This is a genomic window from Spiroplasma platyhelix PALS-1, assembly GCF_021496725.1.
GTDB lineage: Bacteria > Bacillota_I > Bacilli_A > Mycoplasmatales > VBWQ01 > Spiroplasma_D > Spiroplasma_D platyhelix.
In genome coordinates, this window is record NZ_CP051215.1 from 683,143 (window position 1) to 700,664 (window position 17,522).

The 17,522-nt window shown below is 28.5% G+C and carries 10 protein-coding genes; 6 read left to right on the forward strand and 4 right to left on the reverse strand.

The window, feature by feature from the left end; all coding sequences use genetic code 4:
- The first annotated feature begins 43 nt into the window (after positions 1 to 43).
- From SPLAT_RS03245 to SPLAT_RS03265, 5 genes are all read left to right on the forward strand, one after another.
- On the forward strand, positions 44 to 277 hold the full coding sequence (locus SPLAT_RS03245; RefSeq protein WP_168104969.1) for a hypothetical protein: 234 nt from the start codon (positions 44 to 46) through the stop codon (positions 275 to 277).
- Positions 278 to 366: 89 nt separating this feature from the next.
- Positions 367 to 1,071: a hypothetical protein gene (locus tag SPLAT_RS03250; RefSeq protein WP_168104970.1), complete on the forward strand. Its 705-nt coding sequence runs from the start codon at positions 367 to 369 to the stop codon at positions 1,069 to 1,071.
- A gap of 342 nt (positions 1,072 to 1,413) precedes the next feature.
- On the forward strand, positions 1,414 to 2,067 hold the full coding sequence (locus tag SPLAT_RS03255) for a hypothetical protein (RefSeq protein WP_168104971.1): 654 nt from the start codon (positions 1,414 to 1,416) through the stop codon (positions 2,065 to 2,067).
- Positions 2,068 to 2,157: 90 nt separating this feature from the next.
- A complete protein-coding gene (locus tag SPLAT_RS03260; protein ID WP_235083222.1) occupies positions 2,158 to 12,774 on the forward strand; it encodes a beta strand repeat-containing protein in 10,617 nt (3,538 codons plus the stop codon).
- Between the two features lie 129 nt (positions 12,775 to 12,903).
- Entirely contained in the window at positions 12,904 to 14,127 is a 1,224-nt protein-coding gene (locus SPLAT_RS03265) for an Mbov_0401 family ICE element transposase-like protein (protein ID WP_168104985.1), read from the forward strand.
- Between the two features lie 206 nt (positions 14,128 to 14,333).
- On the opposite strand, the gene nusG is transcribed toward SPLAT_RS03265, so the two are convergent.
- From nusG to rpmG, 3 genes are read right to left on the reverse strand one after another with little or no spacing between them, the layout of a single operon-like run.
- Positions 14,334 to 14,954, reverse strand: coding sequence for a transcription termination/antitermination protein NusG (gene nusG / locus SPLAT_RS03270; protein WP_168104986.1), 621 nt, complete (start codon positions 14,952 to 14,954; stop codon positions 14,334 to 14,336).
- A gap of 26 nt (positions 14,955 to 14,980) precedes the next feature.
- Positions 14,981 to 15,427 (reverse strand): preprotein translocase subunit SecE, encoded by a 447-nt coding sequence (gene secE, locus SPLAT_RS03275; RefSeq protein WP_168104987.1) that lies wholly within the window; start codon positions 15,425 to 15,427, stop codon positions 14,981 to 14,983.
- A gap of 11 nt (positions 15,428 to 15,438) precedes the next feature.
- Positions 15,439 to 15,588, reverse strand: a complete 150-nt coding sequence (gene rpmG / locus SPLAT_RS03280) for a 50S ribosomal protein L33 (RefSeq protein WP_168104988.1) — start codon at positions 15,586 to 15,588, stop codon at positions 15,439 to 15,441.
- 115 nt (positions 15,589 to 15,703) lie between these two features.
- On the opposite strand from rpmG, the gene SPLAT_RS03285 reads away from it, so the two are divergent.
- Positions 15,704 to 16,282 (forward strand): ECF transporter S component, encoded by a 579-nt coding sequence (locus SPLAT_RS03285; RefSeq protein WP_168104989.1) that lies wholly within the window; start codon positions 15,704 to 15,706, stop codon positions 16,280 to 16,282.
- Position 16,283: 1 nt separating this feature from the next.
- On the opposite strand, the gene SPLAT_RS03290 is transcribed toward SPLAT_RS03285, so the two are convergent.
- On the reverse strand, positions 16,284 to 17,516 hold the full coding sequence (locus SPLAT_RS03290) for a replication-associated recombination protein A (protein WP_168104990.1): 1,233 nt from the start codon (positions 17,514 to 17,516) through the stop codon (positions 16,284 to 16,286).
- Positions 17,517 to 17,522: the final 6 nt, after the last annotated feature.

Here is a 17,522-nt window from a genome sequence, read left to right on the forward strand (position 1 = left end):
GAAATAAATATTAAGTTTTTATAAATTTTGGAGGTTTAAAAACATGAAAGAGAGTAAAAATTATTTTTTTGCAAGATATGATAGTAAAACTGATCATTGTCTTGGAGTTTATGAAACTATTGAAGAAGCAATACTAAAAGTTTATGGTTATCAAAAAAATCATCAAAAATACAAAATTGCAAAAAATTCAATCATTGCGTCTTACACGCAAGCAGCAAGAAAAGATGGGTATCGCAGAAGTGCGCACGGAATCTGATATAAATTTCCTATTTCATAAAAGAAAACTAACAAAGACAAAAAATAAACTTAATACTAATTTTTACTTTTGATATTTGCTTTTTCTAGCAAATTAAAAGAGGAGCAAAAATGAAAGAAAAAGCTAAAAAAATAAAAACCTTAAAACACAATACTCTAGAAAATTCTAATCTTGTTGCCTATGCTACAATAGAACAATTAAATAATGAATCAAAATTGCGTGCAAATACCGATATCTTACTAAATAATAGTATTAATCTCTTATCAAAAGATTATCAAGATTATAAAACTACAAATGATCCTATATTAAATAATAAGCAAAGTAAAATTGATACTTCATTAGCAACATCATCTAAAGTTATTGTAGAAGCTATTAATGAAATTAATGCACAAATTATTACTACTGTTGATAAATCCTATTTAGATGAACAACATAAAATTTTACAAAATAATATTAATATTTTTATTGAATCAATTACTAAAATGATAGATCAATTAGAAGCAAAAATATATACTAAATTTAAAGAAGTAACTATTAATAATGACTGGTATTTCTTTGATGACTATGATGAAACTTACTGACATCTCTTTGTTTTTGAATTTGAAACAATTACTAAAGCAAAGATTATTGGAGTATTAGAAAGACCAAGTCATCTAAATTCTGAAATACCTAGTCATAATGTAGTTTTAGACTATTCTGCTACATCTTCACTAAATTTAATATTTACAGCTTCAAAAAAAATTTTAGAAATAAAAAATTGACTTGAAGCACGTAGAAAAATAATCAAAATAACTATATACAGAAAGAAAATTTAAAATAACTGATAAGGAGAAAAAATCAATGTTGATTATTCTAATAGTTAATATAATAATCTGCACATTAGGGATTATTATTAGTTATTTCAGCAATAAAACAGTTCACAATTATAAAACAATTGAAAAAACACCTAATAACATTAAAAATATAAAAAATGAAATTGATGAATAATTTAAAACTAAATTCCGTTCACTTTTATTAAAAAATCAAATTTTATTAAATATCTATTTACATAATTTCTAAAACTAAATATATTATAATTAGTTCAAATACTACCTTACTTAAATTATATTTATAAAATATAGGAGACGAACAACCTGAAAAAAAATACGATGAAAGTAATGATTTTAATCATAACAATAGTTGGATGTTTAAGTATCCCAATAATACTATATTTTACTATAGGCCAACAAAAAAATAATTCACAAAAAATTAATTTAAATGAACAAAGCCTTAATTATTTAGCAAAAGTAGAACATATGAAATCAATAAAAGAGCAAGAAGCAATAAAAATAAAAAGCGATATTCAAGCAAACATAAATAATAAAATGACTAGTTTAAATCTAGATGAAAATGTTGATTATAAAATAAATAATTTAGACACTATAAAACAAGGTGCTAGTTTAGATAATATTCATATTACTATTGATAGTTTATCTACTAGTACAAAAGCTACAGGAAATTTTACAATAAGAATAAATTCACAAGAAAATATTAATGATCGTTCAATTCAATCTATTGCAATAAATGCAAATGAAGCAAATGGATTGAGTGCAATTAAGGCAAATAATATTCAAAATCAAATAATATTGTCTGTCGATAGCACTTTAAATGAAGGTCAAATGAATGAAAAAGATGTTGATTACAAAATTAATAATCTTGGGTTAATTCAAGCTGGAGCAAAATTTGCAGATTATAATACTCAATTAAGTGTTATAGGCATTTCAATTCAGTTAGAAGGATCATTCTCAATTATTTTCACCCTAACAGAATAAATCTATATTAAAATAATTTAATTTCAATATTACTTTTCTTATTTTTATGATTGTTTTTTTCTCTATTTAATTAAAGAGGAGAGAAAAAAAATGAAAGAAAAACCTAATAAAGTAAAAACCTTAGAAGATAATATTCCAGAAACTACTAATCTAGAAGAAGATATTTTTGCTGCGTTTGCTACAGTAGATCAATTAAATGCAGAAGCAAGAGCACGTGCAAACAACGATACTATCATTATAAATAGTGTTAGTCTTCTATCAAGTGATTATGAAGCATACAAATTAATAACTAATGATATTTTGGATTCAAAACAAGATTCATCTCATGATGACTTAAATACCATAAATAAAACTGTTGTAGGAGCTATCAATGAAGTTAAATCAAACAGCGACAAACAAAATATAATTATTACTAAAAATAAAACTGATATTGATGAAATCAAAACAGACTATGTTAAAGGTTCTGATTTAGGCAACCAACTAGACATAAAACAAAACAAAACTGACAATGGATTAAATACAACAATCAAAACTATTGTTGGATCCATCAACGAAGTTAAATCAAACAGCGACAAACAAACTACAGCAATCGAACAAAACACAACTAACATTAGTGAAAACACAAAAAACATTCAACAAAATACAACAAACATCAACCAAAACACAACCAATATTACTAAAAACACTAGTGATATTAATGAAATCAAAACAGACTATGTTAAAGGTTCTGACCTAGGTAACCAACTAAACATAAAACAAAACAAAACTGACAATGAATTAAACACAACAACCAAAACCGTTGTCGGAGCTATCAACGAAGTTAAATCAAACAGCGACAAACAAACTACAGCAATCGAACAAAATACAACTAACATTAGTGAAAACACAAAAAACATTCAACAAAATACAACAAACATCAACCAAAATACAACCAATATTACTAAAAACACTAGTGATATTAATGAAATCAAAACAGACTATGTTAAAGGTTCTGACCTAGGTAACCAACTAGACATAAAACAAAACAAAACTGACAATGGACTAAACACAACAACCAAAACCGTTGTCGGAGCTATCAACGAAATTAAATCAAACAGCGACAAACAAACTACAGCAATCGAACAAAACACAATTAACATTAGTGAAAACACAAAAAATATTCAACAAAATACAACAAACATCAACCAAAACACAACCAATATTACTAAAAACACTAGTGATATTAATGAAATCAAAACAGACTATGTTAAAGGTTCTGATCTAGGTAACCAACTAGACATAAAACAAAACAAAACTGACAATGCATTAAACACAACAATTAAAACAGTTGTAGGAGCCATCAACGAAATTAAATCAATCAATGACACTCAAACAACTGACATTGAATACATTAAAGAAAATTACCTGGAAAGTGCTGACGTTGAAGCAAAACAAGACAAAACTGATAATGGACTAAATACAACAACCAAAACCGTTGTCGGAGCCATCAACGAAGTTAAATCAAACAGCGACAAACAAACTACAGCAATCGAACTAAACACAACTAACATTAGTGAAAACACAAAAAACATTCAACAAAATACAACAAACATCAACCAAAACACAACCAATATTACTAAAAACACTAGTGATATCAATGAAATCAAAACAGACTATGTTAAAGGTTCTGATCTAGGTAACCAATTAGACATAAAACAAAACAAAACTGACAATGCATTAAACACAACAATTAAAACAGTTGTCGGAGCTATCAACGAAATTAAATCAAACAGCGACAAACAAACTACAGCAATCGAACAAAACACAACTAACATTAGTGAAAACACAAAAAATATTCAACAAAATACAACAAACATCAACCAAAACACAACTAACATTAATCAAAATACAGTTAATATTAACCAAAACACTAATGACATTAATCAAATCAAAACAGACTATGTTAAAGGTTCTGACCTAGGCAACCAACTAGACATAAAACAAAACAAAACTGACAATGCATTAAACACAACAATTAAAACAGTTGTAGGAGCCATCAACGAAATTAAATCAATCAATGACACTCAAACAACTGACATTGAATACATTAAAGAAAATTACCTGGAAAGTGCTGACGTTGAAGCAAAACAAGACAAAACTGATAATGGACTAAATACAACAACCAAAACCGTCGTTGGAGCTATCAACGAAGTTAAATCAAACAGCGACAAACAAACTACAGCAATCGAACAAAACACAACTAACATTAGTGAAAACACAAAAAATATTCAACAAAACACAACAAACATCAACCAAAACACAACCAATATTACTAAAAACACTAGTGATATTAATGAAATCAAAACAGACTATGTTAAAGGTTCTGATCTAGGTAACCAACTAGACATAAAACAAAACAAAACTGACAATGGACTAAACACAACAACCAAAACCGTCGTTGGAGCTATCAATGAAGTTAAATCAATCAATGACACTCAAACAACTGACATTGAATACATTAAAGAAAATTACCTTGAAAGTGTTGACGTTGAAGCAAAACAAGACAAAACTGATTATGGATTAAAAACAACAACCAAAACCGTTGTAGGAGCTATCAACGAAATTAAATCAAACAGCGACAAACAAACTACAGCAATCGAACAAAACACAACTAATATTACTAAAAACACTAGTGATATTAATGAAATCAAAACAGACTATGTTAAAGGTTCTGAACTAACTTCAAGAATTAAACAAAATAGAGATGATATTGATTCAATTAAAGAAGACTATATTGAAGGATCTAAACTAACTGAAAGCATCGAACAAAATAAAAATGATATTAACACAATTAAAGAAGACCATATTAAAGGTTCTGACTTAATCAGTCAAATAAATTCAAAACAAGACAAAACTGATGATGGATTAAAAACAACAACCAAAACCGTTGTAGGAGCTATCAACGAAGTTAAATCAAACAGCGACAAACAAACTACAGCAATCGAACAAAACACAAAAAACATTCAACAAAATACAACAAACATCAACCAAAACACAACCAATATTACTAAAAACACTAGTGATATTAATGAAATCAAAACAGACTATGTTAAAGGTTCTGATCTAGGTAACCAACTAGACATAAAACAAAACAAAACTGACAATGCATTAAACACAACAATTAAAACAGTTGTAGGAGCCATCAACGAAATTAAATCAATCAATGACACTCAAACAACTGACATTGAATACATTAAAGAAAATTACCTTGAAAGCGCTGATGTTGAAGCAAAACAAGACAAAACTGACAATGGACTAAACACAACAATCAAAACCGTTGTCGGAGCCATCAACGAAATTAAAACAAGTAGCGACAAACAAATCGCAAACATCATACAAAACACAAAAGACCTAGTTGAAATTAAACTAAATTATGTTAATTCATCTGATGTAAATAATATGATAAGCATAAAACAAGACAAAACTGATTATGGATTAAAAACAACAACCAAAACCGTTGTCGGAGCCATCAACGAAGTTAAATCAAACAGCGACAAACAAACTACAGCAATCGAACAAAACATAAAAAATATTCAACAAAATACATCTAAGATTAGTCAAAACACTAGTGACATTGAATACATTAAAGAAAACTATCTTGAAAGCGCTGACGTTGAAGCAAAACAAGACAAAACTGATGATGGACTAAACACAACAATCAAAACCGTTGTCGGAGCCATCAACGAAATTAAAACAAGTAGCGACAAACAAATCGCAAACATCGTACAAAACACAAAAGACCTAGCTGAAATTAAACTAGATTATGTTAATTCATCTGATGTAAATAATATGATAAGCATAAAACAAGACAAAACTGATGATGGATTAAAAACAACAATCAAAACCGTCGTTGGAGCCATCAACGAAGTTAAATCAAACAGTGACAAACAAACTACAGCAATCGAACAAAACACAAAAAACATTCAACAAAATACATCTAAGATTAGTCAAAACACTAGTGAAATTGAATACATTAAAGAAAACTATCTTGAAAGCGCTGATGTTGAAGCAAAACAAGACAGAGCTGATAGTGGACTAAACACAACAATCAAAACCGTTGTCGGAGCCATCAACGAAATTAAAACAAGTAGCGACAAACAAATCGCAAACATCGTACAAAACACAAAAGACCTAGCTGAAATTAAACTAGATTATGTTAATTCATCTGATGTAAATAATATGATAAGCATAAAACAAGACAAAACTGATGATGGATTAAAAACAACAATCAAAACCGTCGTTGGAGCCATCAACGAAGTTAAATCAAACAGTGACAAACAAACTACAGCAATCGAACAAAACACAACTAACATTAATCAAAATACAGTTAATATTAACCAAAACACAACCAATATTAACCAAAACAGCAATGACATTAATCAAATCAAAACAGACTATGTTAAAAGTTCTGATCTAGGTAACCAACTAGACATAAAACAAGACAAAACTGACAATGGACTAAACACAACAACCAAAACCGTTGTCGGAGCCATCAATGAACTAAATACTTCTAAAGTAAATGATATTGACTTTACAAGTTTCCAAGAAAGTGTTCTTCAATATCAAAATATTACAAATAATTCTTTAAATAACAAACAAGACAAAACTGATGCTAATTTAACAACTGTAGATATAACTATTGTTGGAGCTATCAACGAAGTTAAATCAAACAGCGACAAACAAACTACAACAATCGAACAAAACACAAGCAATATTACTAAAAACACTAGTGACATTGAATACATTAAAGAAAACTATCTTGAAAGCGCTGATGTTGAAGCAAAACAAGACAAAACTGATAATGGACTAAACACAACAACCAAAACCGTTGTCGGAGCCATCAACGAAATTAAATCAAACAGTGACAAACAAACTACAGCAATCGAACAAAACACAAGTGACATTAATCAAATCAAAACAGACTATGTTAAAGGTTCTGAACTAACTTCAAGAATTAAACAAAATAGAGATGATATTGATTCAATTAAAGAAGACTATATTGAAGGATCTAAACTAACTGAAAGCATCGAACAAAATAAAAATGATATTAACACAATTAAAGAAGACCATATTAAAGGTTCTGACTTAATCAGTCAAATAAATTCAAAACAAGACAAAACTGACAATGGACTAAACACAACAACCAAAACCGTTGTCGGAGCCATCAATGAACTAAATACTTCTAAAGTAAATGATATTGACTTTACAAGTTTCCAAGAAAGTGTTCTTCAATATCAAAATATTACAAATAATTCTTTAAATAACAAACAAGACAAAACTGATGCTAATTTAACAACTGTAGATATAACTATTGTAGGAGCTATCAACGAAGTTAAATCAAACAGCGACAAACAAACTACAACAATCGAACAAAACACAACTAACATTAATCAAAATACAGTTAATATTAACCAAAACACTAATGACATTAATCAAATCAAAACAGACTATGTTAAAGGTTCTGACCTAGGCAACCAACTAGACATAAAACAAAACAAAACTGACAATGCATTAAACACAACAATTAAAACAGTTGTAGGAGCCATCAACGAAATTAAATCAATCAATGACGCTCAAACAAGTGACATTGAATACATTAAAGAAAATTACCTTGAAAGTGTTGACGTTGAAGCAAAACAAGACAAAACTGACAATGGACTAAACACAACAATCAAAACCGTTGTCGGAGCCATCAACGAAGTTAAATCAAACAGCGACAAACAAACTACAACAATCGAACAAAACACAAGCAATATTACTAAAAACACTAGTGACATTGAATACATTAAAGAAAACTATCTTGAAAGCGCTGATGTTGAAGCAAAACAAGACAAAACTGACAATGGACTAAACACAACAATCAAAACCGTTGTCGGAGCCATCAACGAAGTTAAATCAAACAGCGACAAACAAACTACAACAATCGAACAAAACACAAGCAATATTACTAAAAACACTAGTGACATTGAATACATTAAAGAAAACTATCTTGAAAGCGCTGATGTTGAAGCAAAACAAGACAAAACTGACAATGGACTAAACACAACAACCAAAACCGTTGTCGGAGCTATCAACGAAATTAAATCAAACAGCGACAAACAAACTACAACAATCGAACAAAACACAACTAACATTAGTGAAAACACAAAAAATATTCAACAAAATACAACAAACATCAACCAAAACACAACTAACATTAATCAAAATACAGTTAATATTAACCAAAACACTAATGACATTAATCAAATCAAAACAGACTATGTTAAAGGTTCTGATCTAGGTAACCAACTAGACATAAAACAAAACAAAACTGACAATGCATTAAACACAACAATTAAAACAGTTGTAGGAGCCATCAACGAAATTAAATCAATCAATGACACTCAAACAAGTGACATTGAATACATTAAAGAAAATTACCTTGAAAGCGCTGATGTTGAAGCAAAACAAGACAAAACTGACAATGGACTAAACACAACAACCAAAACCGTTGTCGGAGCTATCAACGAAATTAAATCAAACAGCGACAAACAAACTACAACAATCGAACAAAACACAACTAACATTAGTGAAAACACAAAAAATATTCAACAAAATACAACAAACATCAACCAAAACACAACTAACATTAATCAAAATACAGTTAATATTAACCAAAACACTAATGACATTAATCAAATCAAAACAGACTATGTTAAAGGTTCTGATCTAGGTAACCAACTAGACATAAAACAAAACAAAACTGACAATGCATTAAACACAACAATTAAAACAGTTGTAGGAGCCATCAACGAAATTAAATCAATCAATGACACTCAAACAAGTGACATTGAATACATTAAAGAAAATTACCTTGAAAGTGTTGACGTTGAAGCAAAACAAGACAAAACTGATAATGGACTAAACACAACAACCAAAACCGTTGTCGGAGCTATCAACGAAATTAAATCAAACAGCGACAAACAAACTACAGCAATCGAACAAAACACAACTAACATTAATCAAAATACAGTTAATATTAACCAAAACACTAATGACATTAATCAAATCAAAACAGACTATGTTAAAGGTTCTGACCTAGGCAACCAACTAGACATAAAACAAAACAAAACTGACAATGCATTAAACACAACAACCAAAACCGTTGTCGGAGCTATCAACGAAATTAAATCAAACAGCGACAAACAAACTACAACAATCGAACAAAACACAAGCAATATTACTAAAAACACTAGTGACATTGAATACATTAAAGAAAACTATCTTGAAAGCGCTGATGTTGAAGCAAAACAAGACAAAACTGATAATGGACTAAACACAACAACCAAAACCGTTGTCGGAGCTATCAACGAAATTAAATCAAACAGCGACAAACAAACTACAGCAATCGAACAAAACACAACTAACATTAGTGAAAACACAAAAAATATTCAACAAAATACAACAAACATCAACCAAAACACAACTAACATTAATCAAAATACAGTTAATATTAACCAAAACACTAATGACATTAATCAAATCAAAACAGACTATGTTAAAGGTTCTGATCTAGGTAACCAACTAGACATAAAACAAAACAAAACTGACAATGCATTAAACACAACAATTAAAACAGTTGTAGGAGCCATCAACGAAATTAAATCAATCAATGACACTCAAACAAGTGACATTGAATACATTAAAGAAAATTACCTTGAAAGTGTTGACGTTGAAGCAAAACAAGACAAAACTGATAATGGACTAAACACAACAACCAAAACCGTTGTAGGAGCTATCAATGAAGTTAAATCAAACAGCGACAAACAAACTACAGCAATCGAACAAAACACAACTAACATTAATCAAAATACAGTTAATATTAACCAAAACACTAATGACATTAATCAAATCAAAACAGACTATGTTAAAGGTTCTGACCTAGGTAACCAACTAGACATAAAACAAAACAAAACTGACAATGCATTAAACACAACAACCAAAACCGTTGTCGGAGCTATCAACGAAATTAAATCAAACAGCGACAAACAAACTACAGCAATCGAACAAAACACAACTAACATTAGTGAAAACACAAAAAATATTCAACAAAATACAACAAACATCAACCAAAACACAACTAACATTAATCAAAATACAGTTAATATTAACCAAAACACTAATGACATTAATCAAATCAAAACAGACTATGTTAAAGGTTCTGATCTAGGTAACCAACTAGACATAAAACAAAACAAAACTGACAATGCATTAAACACAACAATTAAAACAGTTGTAGGAGCCATCAACGAAATTAAATCAATCAATGACACTCAAACAAGTGACATTGAATACATTAAAGAAAATTACCTTGAAAGTGTTGACGTTGAAGCAAAACAAGACAAAACTGATAATGGACTAAACACAACAACCAAAACCGTTGTCGGAGCTATCAATGAAGTTAAATCAAACAGCGACAAACAAACTACAGCAATCGAACAAAACACAACTAACATTAATCAAAATACAGTTAATATTAACCAAAACACTAATGACATTAATCAAATCAAAACAGACTATGTTAAAGGTTCTGACCTAGGTAACCAACTAGACATAAAACAAAACAAAACTGACAATGCATTAAACACAACAACCAAAACCGTTGTCGGAGCTATCAACGAAATTAAATCAAACAGCGACAAACAAACTACAACAATCGAACAAAACACAAGCAATATTACTAAAAACACTAGTGACATTGAATACATTAAAGAAAACTATCTTGAAAGCGCTAATGTTGAAGCAAAACAAGACAAAACTGATAATGGACTAAACACAACAACCAAAACCGTTGTCGGAGCTATCAACGAAATTAAATCAAACAGCGACAAACAAACTACAGCAATCGAACAAAACACATCTAACATTAGTGAAAACACAAAAAATATTCAACAAAATACAACAAACATCAACCAAAACACAACTAACATTAATCAAAATACAGTTAATATTAACCAAAACACTAATGACATTAATCAAATCAAAACAGACTATGTTAAAGGTTCTGATCTAGGTAACCAACTAGACATAAAACAAAACAAAACTGACAATGCATTAAACACAACAATTAAAACAGTTGTAGGAGCCATCAACGAAATTAAATCAATCAATGACACTCAAACAACTGACATTGAATACATTAAAGAAAATTACCTTGAAAGTGTTGACGTTGAAGCAAAACAAGACAAAACTGATAATGGACTAAACACAACAACCAAAACCGTTGTCGGAGCTATCAATGAAGTTAAATCAAACAGCGACAAACAAACTACAGCAATCGAACAAAACACAACTAACATTAGTGAAAACACAAAAAATATTCAACAAAATACAACAAACATCAACCAAAACACAACTAACATTAATCAAAATACAGTTAATATTAACCAAAACACTAATGACATTAATCAAATCAAAACAGACTATGTTAAAGGTTCTGACCTAGGCAACCAACTAGACATAAAACAAAACAAAACTGACAATGCATTAAACACAACAATTAAAACAGTTGTAGGAGCTATCAATGAAGTTAAATCAAACAGCGACAAACAAACTACAGCAATCGAACAAAACACAACTAACATTAATCAAAATACAGTTAATATTAACCAAAACACTAATGACATTAATCAAATCAAAACAGACTATGTTAAAGGTTCTGACCTAGGCAACCAACTAGACATAAAACAAAACAAAACTGACAATGCATTAAACACAACAATTAAAACAGTTGTAGGAGCCATCAACGAAATTAAATCAAACAGCGACAAACAAACTACAGCAATCGAACAAAACACAACAAACATCAACCAAAACACAACCAATATTACTAAAAACACTAGTGATATTAATGAAATCAAAACAGACTATGTTAAAGGTTCTGATCTAGGTAACCAACTAGACATAAAACAAAACAAAACTGACAATGCATTAAACACAACAATTAAAACAGTTGTAGGAGCCATCAACGAAGTTAAATCAAACAGCGACAAACAAACTACAGCAATCGAACAAAATACTAAAGATCTAACTGATATTAAATCAGACTATGTTAAATCATCTGAGGTGAATGAAAAACAAAATGTCACAGATGATAATTTAGGAACAGAAGATCTAACTATTGTTGGAGCCATAAATGAAATAAACGCTAAAAAAGTAAATTATGATGATTTCTCAATTTTTCAAGAAAGTGTCATACAGTATGAAACCATAACAAACAATAGTTTAGAAAGTAAACAAACTAAAACTGATAAAGGATTAACAACAAATAATAAAACTATTGTTGGAGCTATCAACGAAATTAAAACAAATATTTCAAGATGAACAAATGTGGGATTCAGCCAAAGTTCAAGATTCTTTAAATATGACTTAGCAAATAATCAAAAATATCGAGTTAGTTTCCATTGAAATTCTGTTGATGATACTACAAGTAAAATTTATAAAGAATTTATATGAACAGGAACTGATATGCCTTTAGAAACATATTTTGATGGTTTTAATGAAACAAATCCAGGACTAGGCAATGCTAATATCATTCAACTTACAGCTACAAATACAGGAATCACAATTCATGATAAAGCTGGTTCTTCAAAAGTTGGTAGAATTATAAGTCTAGAAGAAAGATTTTAATTTATTAATAAATAAAATATTTTAAACTAAATAAATAAACTAAAAGCGTCATTGGCCACTCCAATGACGCTTTATTTTAAAACTAATTTATGCTTATATATATGGAAGGGAGTAAAGAGAGGGGATAAAATGAGTTCAATTATTGAAAATCATCTTAACTTTTATGAAAAACAAAATAAGAAAATCTTTAACTATGCACTATTACAATTAAAACAAGAATATGAAAATAAAGATAAAGAAATTTTTAACTCAAATTGAAGAAAAGAAAATGGCTATATTCCACATGGTGTAAGAAAAAGAACGCTGATAACAATTTTTGGAAAAGTAACATACAAGCGACATCGTTACTTAATTTGAAATAAAAATCACTATCAGTTTACTTATCTTTCTGACATCGCTCTTGGAATTAAAAAGTATCAAAGAGTAACTACTCACCTACATATTAAAATTCTTTCCTTAATCGCTCAAGGAAAACGCTATCAAGATATTTTAGATTGCTTTCCAACAGCAAATCTTACCATCAATACTATCAGTAACCTCATCAATCGCACTAAAATTGATTCTTTAGACGAAATCATTGCTAAAAAAGTCACACCAATTAAATTAGACAAATACTTATATGTAAATATTGATGATACATTTTTAAATTTAAAAGAAAACAACAAAAAACAACAATTTCGAATTAGAGTTGTTTTGTTTCATACTGGTTATGATCTAGAAAAATCAAAAGATAATAAAAAAATTTTAAAGAATTCAAAAATATATGTTTTTCTTACTAAAAAAGAAGAACGAATCAACACAAAAGCATTTTTTGAAAAAATTCAAAAAATTGCTAGCAATTTTTACAGCAATAGCAAACAAACTAAAGTAATCATCAGTGGTGATGGTGCCCCTTGAATTAGGAATTCTCAAAAATATTGGCCTAATAGTGTCTACATTCTTGATCGGTTCCACACAGTTAGAAAAATAAGACAATTATTTAATCCTAACAACCGAAATTTGCAACCAATTTATGAAACTTTAAGATTTCTATTTTTTAATGGTGACTACCAGGCAATGATTCAAACTTTATCTGACTTATGATTTCATGATAACTATAAAAATTTAAAATTAAAACAATTAAAATACTATCTAATTAATAATGAAAAAAGTCAAGGAATCAGTAATCAGAATCAGAATTTTAATATTGGGTGTAATATTGAAAGTACAATATCTCATCATGTTAAATCATTATTAGGTTATGGATCAAAAGCATTTAGTAAGAATACTTATTTGAAAATCCTAACTTTACATATTGCTGACTTTAATGGAATCAACATAAATGAGCTGCTAAAAGAAAACTTTATTAATTAAAATATTTTAAATTATCATTTTACATGACAAAAAAATAATTAGTATTATAATGTAAGAGAATTTAAGGCTTAAGAAAAATTATTCTTATCTACCAAAATAAAAAGCCTATCGTTATCTTAAAAATTATCTAATATTTATTTCCATGAATAAAAAACATAATAAAAAAACCTTTTTAATTAAAAATTAAAAAGGTTTTCAATCAGCAATTAAGAAGAAACTTTTTTGCAACAAACGTATTCTACTTTTACTGGTGTAGAACGACCAAAGAAATCGATATTAACTGTAGCTACACCCTTATCATCATCTAATTGACCAACTTGACCTTCATGACCTTTTAAAGCTCCTGAAATAATATGAACATAATCATTCAAGTCAAAATCACGTTCTTCACTTTTATCTTTCTTAACAATAGGTTCTTTTTTAACTTGTTTGTTATCACGATACAACATTGTGTTAACTTCTTTTTCTGAGAGTGGAAGTGGCTTAATTCCTCGGCCACTAGATCCAATAAATCCAGTTACCCCCGGAGTATTACGAACATCGTATCAAGTTTCATCAGTCATAATCATATTAATAAAAATGTAACCTGGGAAAACATTTTTTGTTTCTGGTTTTTTATCTTTATTAAGTATTACTTCTTCAACGATTTTGATGTCAAAAATTTTGTCTTTCAGATTTAAAGTTTCAATTTTTTGCTTTAAATCTTCATAAACTCTTCTTTCATGACCTTTGTTACAGTTAATAACATATCATTGTGCGTGTTGTTTTAATTCTTCTAATTCTTGAGAATTATCAATATCTTTGATATCTTCATCTTTTTTGTTCATTATTTGTAAACATCTCCATTTTTAATTTAAGTAATTCTAGCAATTCTAAACAGTTCTATTAACCCTCAATCAAGTAAAGCAAATAAGCCTGCAAAAAAAGCAATAAATAAAACTGTAATTCAAAATTTTCTATTTAATTCTTTTCTTGGTGTTCATCTAGTTCTTCTAACTTCTCTAGACAAATATAAGAAGAAATACTTATGATAAGTTTTTGCTTCTTTACGATAAAAATATTTTTCTTCTGCTGTTCGTTCTTTTTTTTGTTTTTCTCATATTGCATTCATATCAACAATTTTAGTTTTGTCAATTTTGCTAGGATCAAATTTTTCATAATTAGATCTAGATTTTCTAAATTTTAAAGGTTTAACTTTTCTTAAAAAATTAAATTTATTTTTTAGTAATTCAATCTTCTCTTGATTTATTTGTGGTTTTTCTTCTTTAACTTCTTCGTTATCCTTTGATTTTTTCCCCACAATAAACCCTCCTATCTAGATTCCTTATGCAAAGTATGCTTCTTGCAATGAGGACAAAATTTCATCAATTCTAATCTTGTCTTATGATTGAGTTTATTTTTATAATTATGATAGTTTCTATTCAAACAAACTGTACAAATTAAAATTACTTTATCACTCATTTTTGCTCCTAAAAATCACTTTTTAATTATATTATTAATTAAAATAACTGTCAATTTAATTATATTTAATTAGAAAAACCTATTATAATAAAAGAAAAATAAAAAGGCAACACTAATGAAAATAAATATTCATACTCTTACTATCAATAGTTTCTTACTTAGCATCTTTTTACTTTTCACTTTAGTGCCATGATTAGGGTATTTGCCACTTGGAATATTTAAAATTACTTTAATGCCAATCTTATTTTTAGTCAGTCTAGAAGTTTTTAATTTAACAACAAAAACAAATTTAATTAGTTGTGGAATTTTATATGGTTTTTTATTTGGTCTTTCTTCTTTAATCCAATCAGTTTTATATCCATCTGCTACGGCGTTTATTTTCATCAACCCTTTATTTTCAATTGTTCCAAGAATTTTAATGGGTACTATTACTGGGTTGATTGCTTTTAGCATTAAAAATGTCAATTTTAATTCGTTAATCGAAAAGTTTTTTTTATGTTTTATTGCTACAACTTTCAATACATTATTTGTTTTTCTTTTTGTTTACAATCTTGGACCAATAATTTATTCTGATCAAAACGAACTCTTTGAAATATTTAGTTGAATGATTTTACTTACTAATTATTTGCCAGAATTAATTCTTACTGCTTTAATATTTCCTCCAATTGCCTTAGCGCTAAAAAGAATTTATTAAATTAATTTATTTTATTAGTAAACTGCTGATACAATTGATTAATTTTTTTCTCATAAAGACTAGTATCTTTAGGCACATAATAACTAACATTCACTAACTCATCTGGTAGATATTGTTGCTTAACATATGAATTTTTAAAGTTTGGCGGATACTTGTAATTCTTTTTCTTACTTATTGAAACACCACTTCTTAAATAATCTGGAATTGGATAAATTTTACCATCTAAAACATCTTGATAGGCTTTTTGAATTGCTTGATTAGTACTATTTGATTTTTCACTTAATGCCATTTCAACAACTGCAAGACCTAAAGGAATTATTCCTTCAGGCATGCCAATTTGTCTAAACGCAGCAATAGCTCCTTGTACTCTCAAACAAACAGCAGGATTACCCAAAGCAATATCTTCATAAGCAATAATTAGCATTCTTCTTAACAATGCTTCATAATCACCACTAGCTAACAATCTTGCTAGATAATAAATAGCTGCATCAACATCGCTACCACGAATTGATTTCTGCAATGCTGATTTCAAGTCATGATGCTCGTTGCCTTCTTTAAAGTTTCAAGAACTAGCTTTTGGAACAATATTACTAATTAATTTAATGTCAATTTTAGTTTTTGGATATAAGTTATTACTTAGTTCTAAAATATTGATTGCTACACGTAAATCTCCACTAGCTAAAGTACAAATCATTTTTAAAGCTTGATCAGTGATGTTAAGTTTAAAAATTTTATTTTCTTTAATTACTCTTTTTAATCCAATAAACATTTCACCATCACTAATTGGTTTTAATTCTACAATTAAACATCGACTTCTTAAAGCAGGGTTAACAACAAAATAAGGATTCTCACTAGTACATGCAATTAAAGTAAAAGTTCCTTGCTCTAAATATTGCAAAAGCAAATCTTGACGATCACGATTCATTCTTTGAATTTCTTCAATAATTAATAAATAATTTTTTTCTTTCTTTGCTAAGTTAAAGATTTTTTCTAAGTCTTGCTTCTTATCAATTGCAGCATTAAAAACAGCAAAAGGAATTTTTAGTTCTTGCGCAATCACTTGTGCTAGAGAAGTTTTTCCTGTTCCTGGTAAACCATGTAAAACTAATGATGGTAAAAATTGTTTTTCAATAATTTTAAAAATCACACCATTTTCTGAATTAACCAAATGAGTTTGACCAATGACATCAGTTAAAGTTTTTGGTCTTAAAATTGTTGCTAATGGTTCTAACATTTTTCT